Below are 21,459 nucleotides of genomic sequence, written 5' to 3'. Positions count from 1 at the left end.
AGCCTTGCTAGCAATGCCCGGCACAGCCGGGCCTGGGGCGCTACGCGCCCCATCGTCGGCAAGGCCAGCTTCCATAAGAAGACAGTTGCTCCCACAGGTTCTGCGCTGTAGCGGGATACCCGTGGGAGCCGGCTCGTCCCGCGAAGAGGCCGGTACAGAAATAGACTGTTTTAAAGAACCCGGCCCTCGCGCCGGGTTTTTTACTTTCGTCGCACCCCTCTTGAAGTGATTCTATTTATCACTTAATAATGAATATCATTATCCAGTAACTTGGCGATGATGTTCATGAAACCCGTCCTGCGCGAACTGCCCTACCTGGAAAACTGGCGCTGGCTCAGCCGGCGCATCCGCTGCGCCCTCGAACCCGACGAGCCGCGCCTGATCGAGCACTACCTGGCCGAAGGCCGCTACCTGGTGTGCTGCACCGAAACCTCGTCATGGACGGTGGCGCTGACCTCGTTCCGCCTGCTCCTGGATACCGCCTGCGACCGCATGCTGCCCTGGCATTGGCGCTGCCTGTGCCTGGACCAGGCCTGGCGCCCGCTGCTCGACCTGCGCAACCTCGATCGCCGCGAACAGAACCAGCGCTGGCAACCCTATGCCCTGCAACTGGCCAATTGCCGGTTGCTGCCGTCGATTTCTCCCGATGAACTGATGCAAGGATTTGATGATGAGTGATACCCGTATCGAGCGTGACAGCATGGGCGAACTGCAGGTGCCGGCCCAGGCCCTGTACGGTGCCCAGACCCAGCGCGCGGTCGACAACTTCCCGATCAGCGGCAAGCCAATGCCGGCCCAGTTCATTCGTGCGCTGTTGCTGGCCAAGGCGGCCGCGGCCAAGGCCAACGTCGAGCTGGAGCAGCTTTCGCCAGGGCAGGGCCAGGCCATCGTCAAGGCGGTCGAGCAGTTGCTGGGCGAAGACTTCATCCAGCACTTCCCGGTGGATGTGTTCCAGACAGGCTCCGGCACCAGCTCCAACATGAACGCCAACGAGGTGATCGCCACCTTGGCCAGCCGCGTGCTCGGCGAGCCGGTCAACGCCAACGACCACGTCAACTGCGGCCAGAGCAGCAACGACATCATCCCCACCACCATCCACGTCAGCGCCGCGCTGGCCCTGCATGAGCAACTGCTGCCGGCGCTGCGCCACCTGGTGCAGGTGATCGAAAGCAAATCGGCGCAGGTGCATCAGTACGTGAAGACCGGCCGCACCCACCTGATGGATGCGATGCCGGTGCGCATGAGCCAGGTGCTCGATGGCTGGGCAGCACAGGTCAACGGCGCCAAGGCGCACCTCGAAGCCACGCTGCCGAGCCTGCAGGCCCTGGCCCAGGGCGGCACCGCCGTGGGCACCGGCATCAATGCCCACCCGCAGTTCGCTGCCGGCTTTGCCAAGCAGCTGAGCGCCCTGGCCCAGGTCGAGTTCACGCCCGGGCAGAACCTGTTCGCCCTGATCGGCTCCCAGGACACCGCCGTGGCCTTGTCCGGCCAGCTCAAGACCACTGCCGTGGCATTGATGAAAATCGCCAACGACTTGCGCTGGATGAACTCCGGCCCGCTGGCGGGCCTGGGTGAAATCGAGCTGCAAGGCCTGCAGCCGGGCTCTTCGATCATGCCGGGCAAGGTCAACCCGGTGATCCCGGAGGCCACCGCCATGGTGGCCGCACAGGTGATCGGCAACGACGCGACCATCGCCATTGCCGGCCAGTCAGGCAACTTCGAGCTCAACGTGATGCTGCCGGTCATTGCCCGCAACCTGCTGGAAAGCATCGAGCTGATGGCCAACGCCAGCCGCCTGCTCGCCGACAAGGCCATCGCCAGCTTCAAGGTCAACGAAGGCAAGCTCAAGGAAGCCCTGGCGCGCAACCCGATCCTGGTCACGGCACTGAACCCGATCATCGGCTACCTCAAGGCCGCCGAAATCGCCAAGACCGCCTACCAGCAGGGCCGGCCGATCATCGACGTGGCCCTTGAGCACACCGACCTGTCGCGTGACCAGCTCGAGGCGCTGCTCGACCCGGAAAAACTCACCGCTGGCGGCATCTGACCGGCCAGCGCCCAGGAGACACGCCATGCAGCACTGGAAACGCACCACACAAGCCGCCAATCGCCTGTTCGAACAGGGCGAGCTGGTGGATGCGCGGGAACTCTACCTGCAAGCCCTGGCCCTGGCCCAGGTGCTGTTCGAGCGCTGGCATGACGTCGACGAAGCGGTGGCGGCATTCGTCATCGCCCACCACAACCTGGCCGACCTGCACCTGCGCCTGAACCAGCCCCACGAAAGCGCGGACTACCTGTGCGCTGCCCATCAGCGCCTGCTGCAGGCCAGCCAGGACGCGCGCCTGGCGCAGGCGCTGCGGGATGCCGCGCTGCGCCACAGCGGACGCACCTACACCGAGTTGCTGAGTTTCATCGCCGAATACGGCCAGTACCCGCGTACCGAGCGCTTGCTCAATCGCCACGCGCCGGGGGCCAGTGAATTGGCCGCCCAGGCGCATGTGGCACCCCGACCCCCTGTCTACGGAATCCATTGACATGCCCCATACCTTGCCTGCGTTGCCCTATGCCTACAACGTGCTGGAACCGCACATCGATACCCAGACCATGGAGATCCACCACACCAAGCATCACCAGACCTACGTCAATGGCCTGAACGCGGCCGTGGAAGGCACCGAATGGGCCGAGTGGCCGGTTGAAAAGCTGGTCGGGGCGGTCAAGCAGCTGCCGGAAAACCTGCGCGGCGCGGTCACCAACCATGGTGGCGGCCATGCCAACCACTCGCTGTTCTGGACCATCATGTCGCCCCACGGCGGCGGCCAGCCGCAAGGGCAGGTGGCCAAGGCCATCGACGCCGAACTGGGTGGCTTCGAGGCCTTCAAGGAGGCGTTCACCAAGGCCGCGCTGACGCGCTTCGGCAGTGGCTGGGCGTGGCTGAGCGTTACCCCGCAAAAGGCGCTGGTGGTGGAAAGCAGCGGCAACCAGGACAGCCCGTTGATGCACGGCAACACACCGATTCTCGGCCTGGATGTCTGGGAACATGCCTACTACCTGAAGTACCAGAACCGTCGTCCGGAATACATCGGTGCCTTCTACAACGTCATCGATTGGGCGCAGGTGGAACGTCGTTACCTTGAAGCATTGAAGTGAGCCGAACCGGTATGCGCGCGGAGGTGATGTCTGTCGGGAGTGTGCGCCTGTTTCGCCTGGCCATAGGCACGCTGCTGCTGTTGGTCGGCACGGCCTTGCTGGTGGCGCGGGGCATTGCCTGGCTGGACCTGGACCCACGCATGCTGCGCGCCCTCGAGGGGGGCGCGGTGTGTGCGCTGGGCACGGCGCTGGGTGCGGTACCGGTGTTGGTGATTCGCAACATGCCGGTGGCCCTGGCTGACACCTTGCTGGGCTTCGGCGCCGGGGTGATGCTGGCGGCCACTGCGTTTTCCCTGATCATCCCAGGGCTCGAGGCTGCCCAGTCCATCGGTTTCAGCCCGTGGGGCGCGGGTGGGCTGATCAGCTTCGGCTTGCTGTTCGGGGCGTTGTGCCTGTTCGTGGTCGACCTGAAGGTGTCCGGTGCATCGCCCGAGGCGTTGGTCGGCACCGCGCAGCAACCGGTGATCGCGGCGCGGATCTGGATGTTCGTGATTGCCATCATTGCCCATAACATTCCCGAAGGCATGGCCATCGGCGTTTCCGCAGGGGGCGGCATGGCCGATGCCGACAGCCTGGCGATGGGCATTGCCCTGCAGGATGTGCCCGAGGGCCTGGTGATTGCGCTGGTGCTGGCGGGGGCGGGGATGCCGCGGTTCAAGGCGTTTCTGATCGGCGCTGCTTCAGGGCTGGTGGAGCCGCTGGCGGCGGTGCTTTGCGCCTGGCTGGTGAATGTCGCCGAATTGCTGCTGCCACTGGGCCTGGCCTGTGCGGCGGGGGCGATGCTGCTGGTGGTCACCCAGGAGATCATTCCCGAGTCGCGCAGCAATGGGCATCACCGGTTGGCCAGCCTGGGGCTGTGCGTCGGCTTTTGCCTGATGATGGTGATGGATACCGCGATGTCTTGAGTGGGCTGCGCCGGCCTTGATGCCGGCGCGGTTCGAGGCGGCTTACTCGCCTTCGTCGAAGTAGTTGTTGATCAACGCCACCAGTGCATCCAGCGCTTCACTGTCCTGCTCACCCTCGGTGTGCAGGTGCACCTGGGTGCCTTTGCCTGCCGCGAGCATCATCACGGCCATGATGCTCTTGCCGTCCACCAGCTTGTCGGGTGCGCGCCCCACCCGCACCTGGCAAGGGAAGCGCCCGGCCACGCCAACGAACTTGGCGGCCGCTCGGGCGTGCAGCCCCAGCTTGTTGATGATGGTGATTTCGCGGGCGGGCATCGTGGGGCGGATCCTGTGGGCTAGAGGTCGCGGTGGCGGACCTGGACGTTTTTCAGGGACTGTTGCAACAGCTGGCCTAGGCGTTCGGTGATGTAGACCGAGCGGTGATGACCGCCGGTGCAGCCGATGGCGATGGTGACATAGGCGCGGTTGCTGGCGGCAAAGCGGGGCAGCCATTTGAGCAGGTAGCTGGAAATGTCGTTGAACATTTCTTCCACGTCCGGCTGGGCGGCAAGGTAATCCATGACCGGCTGTTCGAGCCCGGAATGCTCGCGCAGCTCGGGCTTCCAGTACGGGTTGGGCAGGCAGCGCACGTCGAATACCAGGTCGGCATCGACCGGCATGCCGCGCTTGAAGCCGAACGACTCGACCAGAAATGCAGTGCCAGGCTCGGGTTGATTGAGCAGGCGCAGCTTGATCGTGTCGCGCAGCTGATAGAGGTTGAGGCTGGTGGTGTCGATCTTGAGGTCGGCAAGGTCGGCGATCGGCCCCAGCAACTCGCTTTCCACACGGATAGCCTCGGCCAGCGAACGGTCGGCGTTGGTCAGCGGGTGGCGACGGCGGGTTTCTGAGAAACGCTTGAGCAGCGTCTCTTCGTCGGCATCGAGGAACAGCACATCACACTTGATGTGGCGGCCGCGGGCTTCGGCAAGCAGTTCGGGGAAGCGTGACAGGTGGCTTGGCAGGTTGCGTGCATCGATCGAGACGGCGACTTTGGGCTGCAACAGCTCGGTGTTGATCAGCGCGTTCTCCGCCAGTTGCGGCAGCAGGCCGGCTGGCAGGTTGTCGATGACGTAATAGCCGTTGTCTTCCAGCACATCGAGGGCGGTACTCTTGCCGGAGCCGGACCGGCCGCTGACGATGATCAGGCGCATGTTCAGTGCTCGTTCTGTGCGTCCAGGACAACCTGGTACAGGGCCTCGCTGCTGTGTGCAGCACGCAGGCGCTCGCGAACTTCCTTGCGATCGAGCATGCTGGCAATCTGGCGCAGCAGTTCCAGATGGGCATCGGTGGCGGCCTCGGGCACCAGCAGGACGAACAGCAAGTCCACGGGCGCACCGTCGATGGCGTCGAAATCGATGGGAGCAGCTAGGTGGAGCAGGGCGCTGACCGGGGTTTCGCAGCCCTTGAGCCGGCAGTGCGGAATGGCTATGCCATTGCCGAAACCGGTGGAGCCCAGTTTTTCGCGAGCAATCAGCTTCTCGAAGAGATCTTGCTCATCAAGCTCGGGGACTTCGCGGTGGACCGCAGTGGCGATGGTTTCCAGCGCGCGTTTTTTGCTGCTGACGCCCGGCACGTTCACCAGGGAACGGCCGGGGGTCAGGATGGTTTCAAGTCGGATCATGGATGAGGGGGATCAGCGGGCGGCTTGACCTTGCAGCAAGCTCTGCTGTTTTTCCTTGTGTTTTTTCAGTTGGCGGTCGAGCTTGTCGGCCAAGGCGTCGATCGCTGCATACATGTCTTCGTGTTCCGCATTGGCAACCGCTTCGCCGCCGGGATACTGCAGGGTCGCTTCGATCTTCTGCTGCAGTTTGTCGACCTTCATGATGACCTGCACGTTGGTGATCTTGTCGAAGTGACTCTCCAGCCGCGCCAGCTTTGCAAGCACGTAGTCGCGCAGCGGTGGGGTGACTTCTACATGCTGTCCACTGATATTGACTTGCATACAGCTTCTCCTTTGTTGCCCGTGCATAAAGAGGCAGGTATTGCACCTGCCCCACAAACGCTGTGGCACACCCAGGGGCTACATCAGTCGCTTGCGCTCGCTCGACGGTGCGATGCCGAGGGACTCGCGGTACTTGGCGACGGTGCGACGGGCTACCTGGATGCCTTGTGCCTCCAGTAAACCAGCGATCTTGCTGTCACTCAATGGCTTTTTCTGATTTTCCGCCGCAACCAGTTTCTTGATGATCGCGCGGATCGCCGTGGACGAGCATTCTCCACCTTCGGCGGTGCTGACGTGGCTGGAGAAAAAGTACTTCAGCTCGTAGATGCCACGGGGGGTGTGCATGTATTTCTGCGTGGTCACCCGCGAAATGGTGGACTCGTGCATACCGACCGCTTCGGCGATATCGTGCAGCACCAACGGTTTCATCGCCTCGTCGCCGTGGTCGAGGAAGCCGCGCTGATGCTCGACGATCTGCGTGGCCACCTTCATCAGCGTTTCATTGCGGCTCTGCAGGCTCTTGATGAACCAGCGCGCCTCTTGCAGCTGGTTGCGCATGAAGGTGTTGTCGGCGCTGGTGTCGGCGCGGCGCACGAAGCCTGCGTACTGGGGGTTGACCCGCAGGCGCGGGATCGCTTCCTGGTTCAGCTCGACCAGCCAGCGTTCGCTGTCCTTGCGCACGATCACGTCCGGCACCACGTATTCTGGCTCGCTCGATTCGATCTGCGAACCCGGGCGCGGGTTGAGGCTCTGTACCAGTTCGATGACCTGGCGCAGCTCGTCTTCCTTGAGCTTCATGCGGCGCATCAGCTGGCTGTAGTCGCGGCTGCCGAGAAGGTCGATGAAGTCGCTGACCAGGCGCTGGGCCTCGCTCATCCACGGCGTGCTGGCAGGCAGCTGGCGCAGCTGCAGCAGCAGGCATTCACCCAGGTTGCGCGCGCCGACACCGGCGGGCTCGAACTGCTGGATGCGGTGCAGCACCGCCTCGACTTCGTCGAGCTCGATATCCAGCTCCGGGTCGAAGCCTGCGCAAATCTCTTCGAGGGTGTCTTCGAGGTAGCCCTGGCCGTTGATGCTGTCGATCAGGGTCACGGCGATCAGCCGGTCGGTGTCGGACATCGGCGCCAGGTTCAGTTGCCACAGCAGGTGGCTTTGCAGGCTCTCGCCGGCCGATGTGCGGGTGGTGAAGTCCCACTCGTCGTCATCGTTGCTCGGCAGGCTGCTGGCGCTGGTCTGGTAGATGTCTTCCCAGGCCGTGTCGACCGGGAGCTCGTTGGGGATTCGCTCGTTCCACTCACCGTCTTCCAGGGTTTCGGCACTGCTGGTGCTTTCCTGGAAGCTGTTGTCCTGGGCTTCGGCAACCGGCTTGTTCTCGGCGTTGTCGGCCATCGGGTCGCTGTTGTCGAAGTCGTCGCCGTCTTCCTGACGTTCGAGCATCGGATTGGACTCCAGCGCTTCCTGGATTTCCTGCTGCAGGTCCAGGGTGGAAAGCTGAAGTAGGCGAATGGCCTGTTGCAACTGCGGGGTCATCGTCAGTTGCTGGCCCATTTTTAGGACGAGCGATGGTTTCATGGCAGGGGCTAAATACCTTGTTCGCCGGCGCGCATGCGCCATCCACTACACGAGGGCGCCGGAGCGCCAAATTCAAGCAAGTTTTATGCCTTAAATTGTAGCGTTTGCCTAGAGCACTGTAACAACTTAAGCCCCGTCAAGGACCAATTGCAGTGCTCCAGGCATACCTTGGCTCAGAGGCGGAACTCGTGGCCCAGGTACACTTCCTTGACCAGGTCGTTGGCCAGGATGGTTTCGGCATCGCCCTCGGCGATCAGCTGGCCATCGTTGACGATGTACGCGGTTTCGCAGATATCCAGGGTTTCACGGACGTTGTGGTCGGTGATCAGCACACCGATGCCCTTGGCCTTGAGGTGGTGGATGATCTGCTTGATGTCGCCCACGGAGATCGGGTCGACGCCGGCAAAGGGTTCGTCCAGCAGGATGAACTTGGGCGCTGTCGCCAGTGCGCGGGCAATCTCGACTCGGCGGCGTTCACCACCGGAGAGGCTCATGCCGAGGTTGTCGCGGATGTGGCTGATGTGGAATTCCTGCAGCAGGCTTTCCAGTTCCTTGCGCCGGCCCTCGCGGTCGAGTTCCTTGCGCGTCTCGAGAATCGCCATGATGTTGTCGGCCACCGACAGCTTGCGGAAGATCGAGGCTTCCTGCGGCAGGTAGCCGATGCCGGCGCGGGCGCGGCCGTGCATGGGCTGGTGGCTGACATCGAGGCTGTCGATCAGCACCCGGCCCTGGTCGGCCTGGACCAGGCCGACGATCATGTAGAAGCAGGTGGTCTTGCCGGCGCCGTTGGGGCCGAGCAGGCCGACGATCTGCCCGCTGTCGATCGACAGGCTGACGTCGCGCACGACTTGCCGCCCTTTGTAGCTCTTGGCCAGGTGCTGGGCTTTGAGGGTTGCCATTTACTCGGCCTTCTTCTTCGGCTGGATCACCATGTCGATGCGCTGACGTGGTGCAGTGACGTTGCCGCCACGACCGGCGGTCGCCACCTGGGACTTGGTGTTGTAGACGATCTTCTCGCCTTCGGTGGTGTTGCCTTCGTTCTCGACCTTGGCGCGGTCGGTGAGAATCACCGTGTCCTTCTGCGCCTGGTACTGGATGGTGATCGCCCAGCCTTTCATCTTGTCGGGCTTGGCGGTGCTCTGCTGCTGCTCGAAATAGGCCAGGTTGCCCACCGAGGTGACCACGTCGATGTCGCCGTTGGCGGCGCGGGTCATGGTCACGGTGTTGCCTTTGATCATCATGGAGCCTTGGGTGATGATCACGTCACCGGTGTAGGTGGCCACGCCTTGCTTGTCGTCCAGGTGAGCGTTGTCGGCCTGGATGCGGATCGGCTGGTCACGGTCGGTCGGCAGGGCGAAGGCGCTCGCGCTTCCCAGTGCTGCGCTCAGGCTGAGCAAAAGGGGGAGGGTTTTAACGAGCCTCATACTGTCCTCTTACGTTAGAAAGCAGGTCCATCCTGCCTTCTTTCAAATACGCTTTCATTCCCTTGCCCGTGGTCGTGCCACCGGCGCCGTCGATTCTAACGGCTTGCTCGGTCTGCGCATATTGCTTCTGTGGGAATACGGTCATGCGCGAGCTGGTAATGATGGTTTCGCGCTGTTTTTCGTCAGTGCGGGCCACGCGCACCTGGTCGATCAGTTCGACTTCGCTGCCGTCGGGGCTGACTTCGGCGCGAACGCTCTGCACGTGCCAGGGGTATTCGGTGCCCCGGTACATGTGCAGGTCCGGTGTGGTCACCAGTGTGACCTCGCTGGCCTTGAGGTGTTCGACCTTGTCGGCGGTCATTTCGTACTGCAGCTTGCCATCGGGTAGAAATTGCAGGCTGTGGGCGTTGGTCGCGTAGTAGTCGATGGCGCTTTCGTCGACCTCTGCCACCGGCTTGTCGAGGAAGCTCTCCGGGCTGACATTCCAGTAGCCGATCGCCACCAGCAGGGCGGCGATCAGCGCGAGCAGCACAATGTTGCGGGCTTTCTTGCTGAACATGGTCGGCCTTAAAGGTAATGGGCGTTGGCAGCGTCCAGGGTACCCTGGGCCTGCATGATCAGTTCGCAGAACTCGCGGGCGGCGCCTTCGCCACCGCGCGCCTGGGTCACGCCGTGGGCGTGCTGGCGAACGAACGGCGCGGCGTTGGCCACCGCCATGCCCAGGCCCACCCGGCGAATCACCGGCAGGTCGGGCAGGTCGTCGCCCAGATAGGCGACCTGTTCATAGCTTAGGCCCAGTTCGGCGAGCAGGCCGTCGAGCACCACCATTTTGTCCTCGCGGCCCTGGAACAGGTGCGGGATGCCGAGGTTCTTCGCCCGGCGCTCGACCACCGGGGTCTTGCGCCCGCTGATGATCGCGGTGGTCACGCCCGAGGCCATGAGCATCTTGATGCCGTGGCCGTCGAGGGTGTTGAAGGTCTTGAACTCGCTGCCGTCCTCGAGAAAGTACAGGCGCCCGTCGGTGAGCACGCCGTCGACATCGAAAACCGCGAGTTTGATGGCTTTGCCGCGTTGCAGCAGATCCTGGGTCATTTGCAGGGTTCTCCTTACATCACGCCGGCGCGCAGCAGGTCGTGCATGTTCAAGGCGCCGGTCGGGTGGTCGTGCTTGTCCACCACCACCAGGGCGCTGATCTTGTGGTCTTCCATGATCTTCAGCGCTTCGGCCGCGAGCATGTCGGCGCGGGCAGTCTTGCCGTGCACGGTCATTACCTGGTCAATCAGGGTGGTGTGCACATCAATGCTGCGGTCCAGGCTGCGGCGCAGGTCGCCGTCGGTGAAGATCCCGGCCAGCTTGCCGTCCTTCTCCAGCACCACGGTCATGCCCAGGCCCTTGCGGGACATTTCCAGCAGCGCGTCCTTGAGCAGCGTGCCGCGTTGCACCTTTGGCAGTTCGTCGCCAGCGTGCATCACGTTCTCGACCTTGAGCAGCAGGCGCCGGCCCAGGGCGCCGCCGGGGTGCGAGAAGGCGAAATCCTCGGCGGTGAAGCCGCGTGCCTCGAGCAGGGCGATGGCCAGCGCGTCGCCCAGCACCAGCGAGGCGGTGGTCGAAGACGTCGGTGCCAGGTTCAGCGGGCAGGCTTCCTGGGCGACCCGGGCGTCGAGGTTGACCTCGGCGGCCAGGGCCAGGGGCGAATCGGGGTTGCCGGTGAGGCTGATGAGCTGGATGCCGAGACGCTTGATCAGCGGCAGCAGGGTGACGATCTCCGCGGTGCTGCCCGAGTTGGACAGGGCGAGAATGACGTCGTCGCGGGTGATCATGCCCATGTCGCCGTGGCTGGCTTCGGCCGGGTGCACGAAGAACGCCGGCGTGCCGGTGCTGGCCAGGGTCGCGGCGATCTTGTTGCCGATGTGCCCGGACTTGCCCATGCCCACGACCACGACGCGGCCTTTGCTTGCCAGGATCAGCTCGCACGCCTTGACGAAATTGGCGTCGATGCGGGCCATCAGGCCCTCGACGGCCTCGAGTTCAAGGCGCAGGGTGCGCTGGGCGGATTGGATCAGCTCGCTGGATTGGCTCATGTGTGGAAAACGATGTCTGATGAAAAGGCGGCGATTATAGCCGCAATGGAAGAAAGCCTCATCCTTTCGATTGCTGTAACAAATGTCACCAAAGTCTGTCATTGGCCTGAACGACACGTTCCATGGCCTTGGGGACGCACTGTGAGCGGTGCTATAGTTCGCCGCTATTCGGCCCGTCAGGGGCGCGTGTGCCTTCATGAAGGGGGCCGGCGTCCATTAGGACGAGGCTGCACTAGCAAGGAGTCTAGATGAGTGTGGATAGCGCCTACGCGGTCGAGTTGAAGGGAGTCACCTTCAAGCGCGGTTCGCGCAGCATTTTCAGCAATGTCGACATACGCATCCCGCGTGGCAAGGTCACCGGCATCATGGGGCCGTCGGGTTGCGGCAAGACGACACTGCTGCGTTTGATGGGGGCACAGCTGCGCCCGTCCAGCGGCGAAGTATGGGTGGCCGGGCAGAACCTGCCGAGCCTGTCGCGCAGCGATCTGTTCGACGCGCGCAAGCAGATGGGCGTGCTGTTTCAGAGCGGCGCGCTGTTCACCGACCTCGATGTGTTCGAGAACGTCGCCTTCCCGCTGCGGGTGCATACCCAGCTTTCGGACGAGATGATCCGCGACATCGTGCTGATGAAGCTGCAGGCCGTGGGCCTGCGCGGCGCCATCGACCTGATGCCCGATGAGCTGTCCGGTGGCATGAAGCGCCGCGTGGCGCTGGCCAGGGCGATCGCGCTGGATCCGCAGATCCTCATGTACGACGAACCGTTCGTCGGCCAGGACCCGATCGCCATGGGCGTGCTGGTGCGTCTGATCCGTCTGCTCAACGATGCCCTGGGCATCACCAGCATCGTGGTCTCCCACGACCTGGCGGAAACCGCCAGCATCGCCGACTACATCTACGTGGTCGGTGATGGCCAGGTGCTGGGCCAAGGCACCCCCGACGAGCTGATGGGCTCGGACAATCCGCGCATTCGCCAGTTCATGAAAGGCGACCCGGACGGCCCGGTGCCATTCCACTTCCCTGCGCCTGACTACCGCGCCGATCTGCTGGGGGCGCGTTGATGCGTAGAAAATCCCTACTCGAACGTATCCGCCTGCTCGGTCGCTCGGCCATCGACGTACTGGCAGTGCTCGGGCGTTCCTGCCTGTTCCTGTTCCATGCGCTGGTCGGCCGCGGCGGCATCGGTGGCGGCTTCCAGCTGCTGACCAAGCAGCTGTACTCGGTGGGCGTGCTGTCGCTGGCGATCGTCGCCGTGTCCGGTGTGTTCATCGGCATGGTGCTGGCCCTGCAGGGCTACAGCATCCTGACCAAGTACGGTTCCGAGCAGGCGGTCGGCCAGATGGTCGCCCTGACCCTGCTGCGCGAGCTGGGGCCGGTGGTGACCGCGCTGCTGTTCGCCGGGCGTGCCGGTTCCGCCTTGACCGCCGAGATCGGCAACATGAAGTCGACCGAGCAGCTGTCGAGCCTCGAGATGATCGGCGTCGACCCGCTCAAGTACATCATCGCGCCACGCCTGTGGGCCGGTTTCATTTCCCTGCCGTTGCTGGCGCTGATCTTCAGCGTGGTCGGCATCTGGGGCGGCTCGTGGGTCGCGGTGGACTGGCTGGGTGTGTACGAAGGCTCGTTCTGGGCCAACATGCAGAACAGCGTTTCCTTCACCGACGATGTGCTCAACGGCTTGATCAAGAGCCTGGTATTCGCCTTCGTCACGACCTGGATCGCCGTATTCCAGGGGTATGACTGTGAGCCCACCTCAGAGGGGATCAGCCGTGCCACCACCAAGACCGTGGTCTATGCCTCATTGGCAGTACTGGGTCTGGACTTTATTCTGACCGCCTTGATGTTTGGAGATTTCTGATGCAAAACCGCACCCTGGAAATCGGTGTCGGCCTGTTCCTCCTGGCCGGGATCCTGGCGCTGCTGCTGCTGGCCCTGCGTGTCAGCGGGCTGTCGGCCAGCCCGAGCAGCGATACCTACAAAGTTTATGCTTACTTCGACAATATCGCCGGTTTGACGGTCAGAGCTAAAGTGACCATGGCCGGCGTGACGATCGGCAAGGTCACCGCCATCGATCTGGACCGTGATTCCTACACCGGTCGGGTGACGCTGCAGCTGGACAAGTCGGTGGACAACTTGCCGACCGACTCCACTGCCTCGATCCTGACCGCCGGCTTGCTTGGCGAGAAGTACATCGGCATCAGCGTGGGCGGCGAAGAAGAGGTGCTCAAGGACGGTGCAACCATCCATGACACCCAGTCTGCCCTGGTGCTGGAAGATCTGATTGGCAAGTTCCTGCTCAACACCGTTGGCAAGGAACCGAAAGAAGCGCAACCGGCTAATTAAGGAGTTTCCATGATTTCGATCTTGCGACGTGGCCTGCTGGTCCTGCTGGCGGCCTTCCCCCTGCTGACCCTGGCAGCGCAATCGCCCCATGACGTGGTGCAGAGCACTACCAACGAGCTGCTCGGGGATCTGAAGGCCAACAAGGAACAGTACAAGAGCAACCCGCAGGCATTCTACGATGCGCTCAACCGCATCCTCGGCCCGGTGGTCGATGCCGACGGCATTTCCAAGAGCATCATGACCGTCAAGTATTCGCGCAAGGCCACGCCTGCGCAGATGCAGCGCTTCCAGGAAAACTTCAAGCGCAGCCTGATGCAGTTCTATGGCAACGCCCTGCTCGAGTACAACAACCAGGGCATCGTCGTCGATCCGGCCAAGGCCGATGATGGCAAGCGCGCCAGCGTCGGCATGAAGGTCACCGGCAACAACGGTGCCGTCTACCCGGTGCAGTACACCCTGGAGAACCTCGGTGGCGAGTGGAAGGTGCGTAACGTGATCGTCAACGGCATCAACATCGGCAAGCTGTTCCGCGACCAGTTCGCCGACGCCATGCAGCGCAATGGCAACGACCTGGACAAGACCATCGACGGCTGGGCCGGCGAAGTGGCCAAGGCCAAGCAGGCTGCCGACAACTCTCCCGAGAAGGAAGTGAAATGAGCGAGGCCGGTGTAAGCATGGCCGAGCCGGGCGTGCTGCGCCTGGCCGGCGTGCTGGACTACCGCAGCGGCCCGGCCTTGCGCAAGCAGGGCAGGGCGTTGATCGCCGCGGCCCGCGAAACGCAGCTGGTGCTCGATTGCTCGTCGGTCGAGAAGTCGTCCAGCGTTGGCCTTTCGCTGCTGCTGGCGTTCATCCGTGACGCCCAGGCGGCAGGCAAGGTCTGCGAAGTGCGCGGCATGCCGGACGATATGCGGGAAATTGCCGGGGTCTATGACCTCGATGAAGTACTGGCGAGCTGATGGCTCGTCACTGATGGAGGCCCCTCGGTCAGCGCGCCCACTCGGTGGGCTTCGCAGGCGAGGGGCTTTTTTGTATGATGGCCGACCCGTGCGCATCGGGCGCCGATTGAGGTTGAGCATGCAGGCCGTAGAAGTTAAGAGCTTCCTTGAAGAAAAATTGCCGGGATCCCGGGTCGAAGTTGAAGGCGAAGGCTGCAACTTCCAGTTGAACGTGATCAGCGATGAACTGGCTGGCCTGAGCCCGGTCAAGCGCCAGCAGGCAATCTATGCTCACCTGAATCCCTGGATCGCCAATGGCAGCATCCATGCGGTAACCATGAAATTTTTCAGCAGCGCAGCCTGGGCTGAGCGCACCTGAGCCAACTTGGCGGCGAGACTCCAATGGACAAACTGATTATTACTGGCGGCGCTCGCCTCGACGGCGAGATCCGCATTTCGGGCGCGAAGAACGCGGCCCTGCCGATTCTGGCGGCGACCCTGCTGGCCGATGGCCCGGTCACCGTGGGCAACCTGCCACACCTGCACGACATCACCACCATGATCGAGCTGTTCGGGCGCATGGGCATCGAGCCTGTGATCGACGAGAAGCTGGCGGTGGAGATCGACCCGCGCACCATCAAGACCCTGGTCGCCCCCTACGAGCTGGTCAAGACCATGCGCGCCTCGATCCTGGTGCTCGGCCCCATGGTCGCGCGCTTCGGCAAGGCCGAAGTGGCCCTGCCAGGCGGCTGTGCCATCGGTTCGCGTCCGGTCGACCTGCACATCCGCGGCCTCGAGGCCATGGGTGCGCAAATCGAAGTGGAAGGCGGCTACATCAAGGCCCAGGCGCCTGAAGGCGGCCTGCGTGGCGCGCAGTTCTTCTTCGATACCGTCAGCGTCACCGGTACCGAGAACATCATGATGGCCGCTGCCCTGGCCAAGGGCCGCAGCGTGCTGCAGAACGCCGCGCGCGAGCCGGAAGTGGTCGACCTGGCCAACTTCCTGATCGCCATGGGCGCCAAGGTCCAGGGCGCTGGCACCGACACCATCACCATCGATGGCGTCGAGCGCCTGCACTCGGCCAACTACCGCGTCATGCCGGACCGTATCGAGACCGGTACCTACCTGGTTGCCGCTGCCGTGACCGGTGGCCGCGTCAAGGTCAAGGACACCGACCCGACCATCCTTGAAGCGGTGCTGGAAAAGCTCAAGGAAGCCGGTGCCGACGTCACCACCGGTGAAGACTGGATCGAGCTGGACATGCACGGCAAGCGGCCCAAGGCCGTCAACCTGCGCACCGCCCCGTACCCGGCCTTCCCGACCGACATGCAGGCGCAGTTCATCTCGCTCAACGCCATTGCCGAAGGCACTGGCGCTGTCATCGAGACAATCTTCGAAAACCGCTTCATGCACGTGTACGAAATGCACCGCATGGGCGCGCAGATCCAGGTCGAAGGCAATACCGCCATCGTTACCGGCGTGCCGTCCCTCAAGGGCGCCCCGGTCATGGCCACCGACCTGCGGGCTTCGGCCAGCCTGGTGCTGTCGGCCCTGGTCGCCGATGGCGATACCCTGATCGACCGCATCTACCACATCGACCGTGGTTACGAGTGCATCGAAGAAAAACTGCAGATGCTGGGCGCGAAGATCCGTCGCGTACCGGGCTAGTCATCTGCCTGGGAGCGGGCTGCGGTACCGGTTTCGCCGGTGCCGCGGCCCGCTCCCACACACGAATTGTATGCGGTCGGGCCCAGGCCCGGCCGGCAGTAGCCGCTTAAGGACCGACGTTCCAATGTTGACCATCGCGCTTTCCAAAGGCCGCATCCTCGACGATACCCTGCCGTTGCTGGCCGAGGCCGGTATCGTGCCGACCGAGAATCCGGACAAGAGCCGCAAGCTGATCATCCCCACCACGCAGGACGACGTGCGCCTGCTGATCGTGCGTGCCACCGACGTGCCGACCTATGTCGAGCATGGTGCCGCCGACCTGGGCGTGGCAGGCAAGGACGTGCTGATGGAGTACGGCGGCCAGGGCCTGTACGAGCCGCTGGACCTGCAGATCGCCCGCTGCAAGTTGATGACCGCCGGCGTGGTCGGTGCACCGGAGCCCAAGGGGCGCCTGCGCGTGGCCACCAAGTTCGTCAACGTTGCCAAGCGTTACTACGCCGAGCAGGGCCGCCAGGTCGACATCATCAAGCTGTACGGCTCGATGGAACTGGCCCCGCTGATCAACCTCGCCGACAAGATCATCGACGTGGTCGACACCGGCAATACCCTGCGTGCCAACGGCCTTGAGCCCCAGGACCTGATCGCCACGATCAGCTCGCGCCTGGTGGTCAACAAGGCATCGATGAAGATGCAGCACGCCCGCATCCAGAGCCTGATCGACACCCTTCGCCAGGCGGTCGAGTCGCGACACCGCGGCTAACTCACTACCTTCTGTGCGCGGCTTTCGCAGCCGCGCCCGTCTGTCCGCGTCACAGCCACTTTTCTCGGGTGCCCGCGCGGATCGACTGGTAGCCTAGGGCGCCTGAGCATTCGCTAATAATCGAGGCCCTCGCCATGACCGTGTCCACTGCAATTGCCCGTCTCAACGCTGCTGACCCGGATTTCGCCCGACATCTGGATCATCTGCTGAGCTGGGAAAGTGTGTCCGATGACGCGGTCAATCAGCGCGTGCTCGACATCATCAAGGCCGTGCGCGAGCGTGGCGATGCGGCGCTGGTGGAATTCACCCAGCGTTTCGATGGCGTCGATGCCAAGACCATCGACGACCTGATCCTGGGCCGCGAGCGCCTGGAACTGGCCCTGACCCGCATCACCCCGACCCAGCGTGAAGCCCTGGAAAAAGCCGCCAACCGCGTGCGCATCTACCACGAGCGGCAGAAGCAGGATTCCTGGCAGTACACCGAGGCCGACGGCACCGTGCTGGGGCAGAAGGTCACCCCGCTGGATCGCGCGGGCCTGTACGTGCCGGGCGGCAAGGCGTCGTACCCTTCGTCGGTGCTGATGAACGCCATTCCGGCCAAGGTCGCGGGTGTCACCGAGGTGGTGATGGTGGTGCCGACCCCGCGTGGCGAGGTCAACGAGCTGGTGCTGGCTGCCGCCTGCATCGCCGGCGTCGACCGGGTGTTCACCGTGGGCGGTGCCCAGGCGGTCGCGGCGCTGGCCTACGGCACCGAGAGCGTGCCGCAGGTGGACAAGATCGTCGGCCCCGGCAACATCTACGTGGCCACCGCCAAGCGCCACGTGTTCGGCCAGGTCGGCATCGACATGATCGCCGGCCCTTCGGAAATCCTCGTGGTGTGCGACGGCCAGACCGACCCGGACTGGATCGCCATGGACCTGTTCTCCCAGGCCGAGCACGATGAAGACGCCCAGGCCATCCTGGTCAGCCCCGATGCCGCGTTCCTCGACCGCGTTGCCGCCAGCATCGACAAGCTGCTGCCAACCATGGAGCGCGCCGAGATCATCGAGAAATCCATCAACGGCCGTGGTGCGCTGATCCAGGTGCGCGACATGCAGCAGGCCATGGAAGTGGCCAACCGCATCGCCCCCGAGCACCTGGAGCTGTCGGTCGCCGACCCACAGGCCTGGCTGCCGCAGATCCGCCACGCCGGCGCGATCTTCATGGGCCGCCACACCAGCGAGGCGCTGGGCGACTACTGTGCAGGCCCCAACCACGTGCTGCCGACCTCCGGCACCGCGCGGTTCTCGTCGCCGCTGGGCGTGTATGACTTCCAGAAGCGGTCGTCGATCATCTTCTGCTCCGAAGCAGGTGCCTCCGAGCTCGGCCACACCGCCTCGGTACTGGCCCGTGGCGAATCGCTGACGGCCCACGCCCGCAGCGCCGAATTCCGTATCCTGACCCAAGGCAAGGGGAACTGAACATGAGTCGATTCTGGAGCCCCTTCGTCAAGGACCTGGTGCCTTACGTGCCGGGCGAGCAGCCCAAGCTGGCGCGGCTGGTCAAGCTGAACACCAACGAGAACCCCTATGGCCCGTCGCCCAAGGCGCTGGAAGCCATGCGCGGTGAGCTCAACGACAACCTGCGCCTGTACCCGGACCCGAACAGCGACCGGCTCAAGCAGGCGGTGGCCGAGTACTACGCTGTAACCCCGGCCCAGGTATTCGTCGGCAACGGCTCGGACGAGGTGCTGGCGCACATCTTCCACGGCCTGTTCCAGCACGGCGGCCCGCTGCTGTTCCCGGATGTCAGCTACAGCTTCTACCCGGTGTACTGCGGCCTGTACGGCATCCCGTTCGAACAGGTGCCGCTGGACGAGCAGTTCCAGATCCGCGTGCAGGACTACAGCAAGCCCAACGCCGGCATCATCTTCCCCAACCCCAACGCGCCGACCGGCTGCCTGTTGCCGCTGCAGGCGATCGAGCAGATGCTGCAGGCCAACCCGGGCTCGGTGGTGGTGGTGGACGAGGCCTACATCGACTTTGGCGGCGAAACGGCGATCAGCCTGGTAGGGCGTTATGACAACCTGCTGGTGACCCAGACCCTGTCCAAATCGCGCTCGCTGGCCGGTTTGCGCGTCGGCCTGGCAGTCGGCCACCCGGACCTGATCGAGGCGCTGGAGCGGATCAAGAACAGCTTCAACTCCTACCCGCTGGACCGCATGGCGATCGTCGGCGCAGCTGCAGCCTTCGAAGACCAGGCGTACTTCGCGGACACCTGCCGCAAGGTGATCGAGAGCCGCGAGGCCCTGGTCGAACAGCTCGTCGCCAAGGGGTTCGAGGTGTTGCCATCGGCCGCCAACTTCATCTTCGCCCGCCACCCGCAGCAAGATGCCGCTCAACTGGCGGCGCGCCTGCGTGAGCAAGGGGTGATCGTGCGTCACTTCAAGCAGCAGCGCATCGCCCAGTTCCTGCGTATCACCATTGGTACGCCAGAGATGAACCAGGCACTGATCGACGCCTTGGGTTGATCGAGGTCGGGGCCGCTTTGCGGCCCCGATGCTTTCCAGTTCTGTTGCCTGGTATTCGGGGTTGCAGTAAGCTCCGAAAATTCATCGGATGATTGGTTGAGTATCATGAGCAGCGAATTGCCAAGGCGTTCCTTGGTCGAGCTCGCCGTGGAACGTATGCGCGAGCGCATTCTTCAGGGCGACTGGCAAGTGGGTGAACGCCTGCCCACCGAGCCGGTGCTGGCCGTGGAAATGGGCATCAGCCGCAATACCGTGCGCGAAGCCATGCGGGTATTGGCATTCAGCGGCCTGGTGGAAATCCGCCAGGGCGACGGCAGTTACCTGCGCACCTGCCAGGACCCGCTGCAGGCGGTGCTGGCAATGTCGCGCTGCACGCCGGAGCAGGCACGGGAGACCCGGCACATCCTCGAAAGCGAGGCCATCGGCCTGGCGGCGCTGCGGCGCACCGAAGCAGACCTGCAGGGCCTGCGCGAAGCGCTGCAGGCCAGCGCGGGGCACTTTCATGGCGATATCAATGCCTACGTCAGCTGCGACCTGGTGTTTCACCAGCGCCTGATCGATGCCGCGCACAACCCGGCCTTGAGCGAGCTGTACCGGTATTTCTCCGGTGTAGTGGGGGCGGCGCTGCAGCACAACATGACCACCGTGCCACGCTGCCAGGCGACCTTCGACCTGCACGGGCAGATCCTCGCCGCCATCGAACAACGCGATGCGCAGCAGGCCAAGCGCCTGAGCCGCACCCTCATCGAATCCTGACCACGAGAAGCCCATGGCTGAACCAATGACCCGCGAGCGCGAGCTCGATGAACTGCTGATCGATGCCGAAGCCTACGACGCGCAGGTACAGCAACAGCCTGTGGTGCTGCAGCGGCCGTGGTTGCTGCTGCTGGGGCTGGTGCTGGTGGCGCTGAACCTGCGCCCCGCGCTGTCGAGCATGGCCCCGGTGCTTGGCCAGGTGTCCGAAGGCCTGGGCCTGAATGCATCGCAAGCCGGCCTGCTGACCACGCTGCCTGTACTGTGCCTGGGGCTTTTCGCGCCACTGGCGCCGATCCTGGCGCGGCGCTTTGGCAGCGAGCGGGTGATCCTCGGCATCCTGCTGACTCTGGCGCTGGGCATCCTGGTGCGCAGTGCGCTGGGGGCGGTCGGGGTGTTCGTGGGCAGCCTGCTGGCGGGCGCCAGCATCGGCATCATCGGGGTGTTGCTGCCGGGTATCGTCAAGCGTGATTTCCCGCAGCATGCCGGGACCTTGACCGGCGTCTACACCATGGCCCTGTGCTTGGGCGCCGCCATGGCGGCAGGGGCCACGGTGCCGCTGAGCCAGCACTTCGACGGCAGCTGGGCCTTGGGCCTGGGTTTCTGGATGATTCCGGCGCTGCTGGCGATGCTGGTCTGGTTGCCCCAGGCGCGCCAGGGCCACGGCCTGCACAAGGTGGCCTACCGGGTGCGCGGGCTGTGGCGTGACCCGCTGGCCTGGCAGGTCACCCTGTACATGGGCTTGCAGTCCTCGCTGGCGTACATCGTGTTCGGCTGGTTGCCGTCCATTCTGATCGGCCGTGGCTTGAGCCCGACCGAGGCTGGGCTGGTGCTGTCCGGCTCGGTGATCGTGCAGTTGATCAGCTCGCTCGGTGCACCCTGGCTGGCGACCCGGGGCAAGGACCAGCGCCTGGCCATCGTGATCGTGATGCTGGTGACCCTGGCGGGCCTGTTCGGTTGCCTATACGCCCCCATCGACGGACTCTGGGGCTGGGCCGTGCTGCTCGGGCTGGGGCAGGGCGGCACCTTCGCCCTGGCGCTGACGCTGATCGTGCTGCGCTCGAAGGACGCCCACGTGGCGGCCAACCTGTCGAGCATGGCCCAAGGGGTGGGCTATACGCTGGCGTCCATGGGGCCGTTCGCGGTGGGCCTGGTGCACGATATCACCGGCGGCTGGGCGGCCGTGGGCTGGATCTTCGCCGTGCTGGGTATCGGCGCCATCGTGTTCGGGCTTGGGGCCGGGCGGGCGCTGCACGTGCAGGTGACCAGCGAGAAGCTCTGAGCATTCACCGGCCCTATCGCCGGCAAGCCGGCTCCCACAGGTACAGCGCAGGCCTTGAGGGCTGCTGGCTTGCCAGCGATGGCGGCGGTACTGGCATACACG

27 protein-coding genes are annotated in these 21,459 nt (G+C 64.0%); 17 read left to right on the top strand and 10 right to left on the bottom strand.

The window, feature by feature from the left end:
* The first annotated feature begins 276 nt into the window (after positions 1-276).
* The 5 genes from ACIPG5_RS08240 to ACIPG5_RS08220 are packed head-to-tail and all read left to right on the top strand — an operon-like array spanning position 277 to position 4,052.
* Positions 277-678 (top strand): FagA protein, encoded by a 402-nt coding sequence (locus tag ACIPG5_RS08240; protein WP_176514558.1) that lies wholly within the window; start codon positions 277-279, stop codon positions 676-678.
* Positions 671-2,047: a class II fumarate hydratase gene (locus tag ACIPG5_RS08235; protein WP_401374208.1), complete on the top strand. Its 1,377-nt coding sequence runs from the start codon at positions 671-673 to the stop codon at positions 2,045-2,047. Before ACIPG5_RS08240 ends, ACIPG5_RS08235 begins: the two co-directional genes overlap by 8 nt.
* Positions 2,048-2,072: 25 nt before the next feature.
* Positions 2,073-2,534: a DUF2753 domain-containing protein gene (locus tag ACIPG5_RS08230; protein WP_236236744.1), complete on the top strand. Its 462-nt coding sequence runs from the start codon at positions 2,073-2,075 to the stop codon at positions 2,532-2,534.
* A 1-nt stretch (position 2,535) separates the two neighbouring features.
* A complete protein-coding gene (locus ACIPG5_RS08225) occupies positions 2,536-3,147 on the top strand; it encodes a superoxide dismutase (protein ID WP_401374205.1) in 612 nt (203 codons plus the stop codon).
* Positions 3,148-3,158: 11 nt separating this feature from the next.
* Positions 3,159-4,052, top strand: a complete 894-nt coding sequence (locus ACIPG5_RS08220) for a ZIP family metal transporter (protein ID WP_176514748.1) — start codon at positions 3,159-3,161, stop codon at positions 4,050-4,052.
* A 42-nt stretch (positions 4,053-4,094) separates the two neighbouring features.
* Here the strand turns inward: ACIPG5_RS08220 and ACIPG5_RS08215 are convergent, their stop codons facing one another.
* The 10 genes from ACIPG5_RS08215 to ACIPG5_RS08170 form a co-directional block, all read right to left on the bottom strand.
* Positions 4,095-4,367 carry an HPr family phosphocarrier protein gene (locus ACIPG5_RS08215; protein ID WP_176514566.1) on the bottom strand — a complete coding sequence of 91 codons (273 nt, stop codon included), beginning with the start codon at positions 4,365-4,367 and terminating at the stop codon, positions 4,095-4,097.
* 20 nt (positions 4,368-4,387) lie between these two features.
* Positions 4,388-5,242 (bottom strand): RNase adapter RapZ, encoded by an 855-nt coding sequence (gene rapZ, locus ACIPG5_RS08210; protein ID WP_176514569.1) that lies wholly within the window; start codon positions 5,240-5,242, stop codon positions 4,388-4,390.
* A gap of 2 nt (positions 5,243-5,244) precedes the next feature.
* A complete protein-coding gene (ptsN, locus tag ACIPG5_RS08205) occupies positions 5,245-5,712 on the bottom strand; it encodes a PTS IIA-like nitrogen regulatory protein PtsN (protein WP_236236741.1) in 468 nt (155 codons plus the stop codon).
* A gap of 12 nt (positions 5,713-5,724) precedes the next feature.
* A complete protein-coding gene (gene hpf / locus ACIPG5_RS08200) occupies positions 5,725-6,033 on the bottom strand; it encodes a ribosome hibernation-promoting factor, HPF/YfiA family (RefSeq protein WP_401374201.1) in 309 nt (102 codons plus the stop codon).
* 78 nt (positions 6,034-6,111) lie between these two features.
* Positions 6,112-7,605 carry an RNA polymerase factor sigma-54 gene (locus ACIPG5_RS08195; RefSeq protein WP_176514575.1) on the bottom strand — a complete coding sequence of 498 codons (1,494 nt, stop codon included), beginning with the start codon at positions 7,603-7,605 and terminating at the stop codon, positions 6,112-6,114.
* 173 nt (positions 7,606-7,778) lie between these two features.
* Positions 7,779-8,504, bottom strand: a complete 726-nt coding sequence (gene lptB / locus ACIPG5_RS08190) for an LPS export ABC transporter ATP-binding protein (RefSeq protein WP_176514577.1) — start codon at positions 8,502-8,504, stop codon at positions 7,779-7,781.
* On the bottom strand, positions 8,505-9,029 hold the full coding sequence (gene lptA / locus ACIPG5_RS08185; RefSeq protein WP_176514579.1) for a lipopolysaccharide transport periplasmic protein LptA: 525 nt from the start codon (positions 9,027-9,029) through the stop codon (positions 8,505-8,507). It lies immediately after the preceding gene.
* On the bottom strand, positions 9,016-9,588 hold the full coding sequence (lptC, locus tag ACIPG5_RS08180) for an LPS export ABC transporter periplasmic protein LptC (RefSeq protein WP_176514581.1): 573 nt from the start codon (positions 9,586-9,588) through the stop codon (positions 9,016-9,018). The genes lptA and lptC overlap by 14 nt, the downstream gene beginning before the upstream one ends.
* An 8-nt stretch (positions 9,589-9,596) precedes the next feature.
* Entirely contained in the window at positions 9,597-10,121 is a 525-nt protein-coding gene (locus ACIPG5_RS08175) for an HAD family hydrolase (protein WP_176514583.1), read from the bottom strand.
* Between the two features lie 14 nt (positions 10,122-10,135).
* Entirely contained in the window at positions 10,136-11,110 is a 975-nt protein-coding gene (locus ACIPG5_RS08170; RefSeq protein ID WP_401374197.1) for a KpsF/GutQ family sugar-phosphate isomerase, read from the bottom strand.
* A gap of 248 nt (positions 11,111-11,358) precedes the next feature.
* Here ACIPG5_RS08170 and ACIPG5_RS08165 point away from each other — a divergent pair, with 248 nt between their 5' ends.
* The 12 genes from ACIPG5_RS08165 to ACIPG5_RS08110 all read left to right on the top strand — a co-directional run bounded on the left by ACIPG5_RS08165 (position 11,359) and on the right by ACIPG5_RS08110 (position 21,357).
* Positions 11,359-12,168, top strand: a complete 810-nt coding sequence (locus ACIPG5_RS08165) for an ATP-binding cassette domain-containing protein (RefSeq protein ID WP_043213285.1) — start codon at positions 11,359-11,361, stop codon at positions 12,166-12,168.
* Positions 12,168-12,965, top strand: coding sequence for a lipid asymmetry maintenance ABC transporter permease subunit MlaE (gene mlaE / locus ACIPG5_RS08160; protein ID WP_176514587.1), 798 nt, complete (start codon positions 12,168-12,170; stop codon positions 12,963-12,965). The genes ACIPG5_RS08165 and mlaE overlap by 1 nt, the downstream gene beginning before the upstream one ends.
* Positions 12,965-13,450, top strand: coding sequence for an outer membrane lipid asymmetry maintenance protein MlaD (gene mlaD, locus ACIPG5_RS08155; RefSeq protein ID WP_176514589.1), 486 nt, complete (start codon positions 12,965-12,967; stop codon positions 13,448-13,450). The genes mlaE and mlaD overlap by 1 nt, the downstream gene beginning before the upstream one ends.
* 9 nt (positions 13,451-13,459) lie before the next feature.
* Complete coding sequence (locus ACIPG5_RS08150) at positions 13,460-14,107, top strand: phospholipid-binding protein MlaC (RefSeq protein ID WP_176514591.1); 648 nt, start codon at positions 13,460-13,462, stop codon at positions 14,105-14,107.
* Entirely contained in the window at positions 14,104-14,406 is a 303-nt protein-coding gene (locus ACIPG5_RS08145; protein ID WP_176514593.1) for a lipid asymmetry maintenance protein MlaB, read from the top strand. The genes ACIPG5_RS08150 and ACIPG5_RS08145 overlap by 4 nt, the downstream gene beginning before the upstream one ends.
* Before the next feature lie 118 nt (positions 14,407-14,524).
* Positions 14,525-14,764 carry a BolA family protein gene (locus ACIPG5_RS08140; protein ID WP_003255121.1) on the top strand — a complete coding sequence of 80 codons (240 nt, stop codon included), beginning with the start codon at positions 14,525-14,527 and terminating at the stop codon, positions 14,762-14,764.
* 23 nt (positions 14,765-14,787) lie between these two features.
* The gene (murA, locus tag ACIPG5_RS08135) at positions 14,788-16,053 is read left to right on the top strand and encodes a UDP-N-acetylglucosamine 1-carboxyvinyltransferase (protein WP_401374194.1); all 1,266 of its coding nucleotides are present in this window, start codon (positions 14,788-14,790) and stop codon (positions 16,051-16,053) included.
* Between the two features lie 124 nt (positions 16,054-16,177).
* Entirely contained in the window at positions 16,178-16,813 is a 636-nt protein-coding gene (hisG, locus tag ACIPG5_RS08130) for an ATP phosphoribosyltransferase (RefSeq protein ID WP_012316063.1), read from the top strand.
* A gap of 134 nt (positions 16,814-16,947) precedes the next feature.
* Positions 16,948-18,273, top strand: a complete 1,326-nt coding sequence (hisD, locus tag ACIPG5_RS08125) for a histidinol dehydrogenase (protein ID WP_401374191.1) — start codon at positions 16,948-16,950, stop codon at positions 18,271-18,273.
* A gap of 2 nt (positions 18,274-18,275) precedes the next feature.
* Positions 18,276-19,322 carry a histidinol-phosphate transaminase gene (gene hisC, locus ACIPG5_RS08120; RefSeq protein ID WP_176514599.1) on the top strand — a complete coding sequence of 349 codons (1,047 nt, stop codon included), beginning with the start codon at positions 18,276-18,278 and terminating at the stop codon, positions 19,320-19,322.
* A 105-nt stretch (positions 19,323-19,427) separates the two neighbouring features.
* The gene (locus tag ACIPG5_RS08115; protein ID WP_176514601.1) at positions 19,428-20,078 is read left to right on the top strand and encodes a FadR/GntR family transcriptional regulator; all 651 of its coding nucleotides are present in this window, start codon (positions 19,428-19,430) and stop codon (positions 20,076-20,078) included.
* Between the two features lie 13 nt (positions 20,079-20,091).
* Positions 20,092-21,357 carry a CynX/NimT family MFS transporter gene (locus ACIPG5_RS08110; RefSeq protein WP_401374187.1) on the top strand — a complete coding sequence of 422 codons (1,266 nt, stop codon included), beginning with the start codon at positions 20,092-20,094 and terminating at the stop codon, positions 21,355-21,357.
* Positions 21,358-21,459: the final 102 nt, after the last annotated feature.

The sequence above is a fragment of the Pseudomonas sp. NPDC087029 genome, from assembly GCF_044745345.1.
Taxonomy (GTDB): Bacteria; Pseudomonadota; Gammaproteobacteria; order Pseudomonadales; family Pseudomonadaceae; genus Aquipseudomonas; species Aquipseudomonas faucium.
This window is presented reverse-complemented; position numbering and strand designations above follow the sequence as displayed.

Excerpts from the sequence above, each read along its gene's own strand:
- ACIPG5_RS08115 (WP_176514601.1), top strand. The coding sequence starts at position 19,428 with ATGAGCAGCGAATTGCCAAGGCGTTCCTTGGTCGAGCTCGCCGTGGAA.
- ACIPG5_RS08170 (WP_401374197.1), bottom strand. The coding sequence starts at position 11,110 with ATGAGCCAATCCAGCGAGCTGATCCAATCCGCCCAGCGCACCCTGCGC.
- ACIPG5_RS08140 (WP_003255121.1), top strand. The coding sequence starts at position 14,525 with ATGCAGGCCGTAGAAGTTAAGAGCTTCCTTGAAGAAAAATTGCCGGGA.
- mlaD (WP_176514589.1), top strand. The coding sequence starts at position 12,965 with ATGCAAAACCGCACCCTGGAAATCGGTGTCGGCCTGTTCCTCCTGGCC.
- ACIPG5_RS08240 (WP_176514558.1), top strand. The coding sequence starts at position 277 with ATGATGTTCATGAAACCCGTCCTGCGCGAACTGCCCTACCTGGAAAAC.
- murA (WP_401374194.1), top strand. The coding sequence starts at position 14,788 with ATGGACAAACTGATTATTACTGGCGGCGCTCGCCTCGACGGCGAGATC.
- hisD (WP_401374191.1), top strand. The coding sequence starts at position 16,948 with ATGACCGTGTCCACTGCAATTGCCCGTCTCAACGCTGCTGACCCGGAT.
- ACIPG5_RS08215 (WP_176514566.1), bottom strand. The coding sequence starts at position 4,367 with ATGCCCGCCCGCGAAATCACCATCATCAACAAGCTGGGGCTGCACGCC.
- ACIPG5_RS08110 (WP_401374187.1), top strand. The coding sequence starts at position 20,092 with ATGGCTGAACCAATGACCCGCGAGCGCGAGCTCGATGAACTGCTGATC.
- lptA (WP_176514579.1), bottom strand. The coding sequence starts at position 9,029 with ATGAGGCTCGTTAAAACCCTCCCCCTTTTGCTCAGCCTGAGCGCAGCA.
- rapZ (WP_176514569.1), bottom strand. The coding sequence starts at position 5,242 with ATGCGCCTGATCATCGTCAGCGGCCGGTCCGGCTCCGGCAAGAGTACC.
- mlaE (WP_176514587.1), top strand. The coding sequence starts at position 12,168 with ATGCGTAGAAAATCCCTACTCGAACGTATCCGCCTGCTCGGTCGCTCG.
- ACIPG5_RS08150 (WP_176514591.1), top strand. The coding sequence starts at position 13,460 with ATGATTTCGATCTTGCGACGTGGCCTGCTGGTCCTGCTGGCGGCCTTC.
- ACIPG5_RS08145 (WP_176514593.1), top strand. The coding sequence starts at position 14,104 with ATGAGCGAGGCCGGTGTAAGCATGGCCGAGCCGGGCGTGCTGCGCCTG.
- ACIPG5_RS08225 (WP_401374205.1), top strand. The coding sequence starts at position 2,536 with ATGCCCCATACCTTGCCTGCGTTGCCCTATGCCTACAACGTGCTGGAA.
- ACIPG5_RS08230 (WP_236236744.1), top strand. The coding sequence starts at position 2,073 with ATGCAGCACTGGAAACGCACCACACAAGCCGCCAATCGCCTGTTCGAA.
- ACIPG5_RS08195 (WP_176514575.1), bottom strand. The coding sequence starts at position 7,605 with ATGAAACCATCGCTCGTCCTAAAAATGGGCCAGCAACTGACGATGACC.
- ACIPG5_RS08220 (WP_176514748.1), top strand. The coding sequence starts at position 3,159 with ATGCGCGCGGAGGTGATGTCTGTCGGGAGTGTGCGCCTGTTTCGCCTG.
- ACIPG5_RS08235 (WP_401374208.1), top strand. The coding sequence starts at position 671 with ATGAGTGATACCCGTATCGAGCGTGACAGCATGGGCGAACTGCAGGTG.
- hisG (WP_012316063.1), top strand. The coding sequence starts at position 16,178 with ATGTTGACCATCGCGCTTTCCAAAGGCCGCATCCTCGACGATACCCTG.
- hpf (WP_401374201.1), bottom strand. The coding sequence starts at position 6,033 with ATGCAAGTCAATATCAGTGGACAGCATGTAGAAGTCACCCCACCGCTG.
- ACIPG5_RS08165 (WP_043213285.1), top strand. The coding sequence starts at position 11,359 with ATGAGTGTGGATAGCGCCTACGCGGTCGAGTTGAAGGGAGTCACCTTC.
- lptC (WP_176514581.1), bottom strand. The coding sequence starts at position 9,588 with ATGTTCAGCAAGAAAGCCCGCAACATTGTGCTGCTCGCGCTGATCGCC.
- lptB (WP_176514577.1), bottom strand. The coding sequence starts at position 8,504 with ATGGCAACCCTCAAAGCCCAGCACCTGGCCAAGAGCTACAAAGGGCGG.
- hisC (WP_176514599.1), top strand. The coding sequence starts at position 18,276 with ATGAGTCGATTCTGGAGCCCCTTCGTCAAGGACCTGGTGCCTTACGTG.
- ptsN (WP_236236741.1), bottom strand. The coding sequence starts at position 5,712 with ATGATCCGACTTGAAACCATCCTGACCCCCGGCCGTTCCCTGGTGAAC.
- ACIPG5_RS08175 (WP_176514583.1), bottom strand. The coding sequence starts at position 10,121 with ATGACCCAGGATCTGCTGCAACGCGGCAAAGCCATCAAACTCGCGGTT.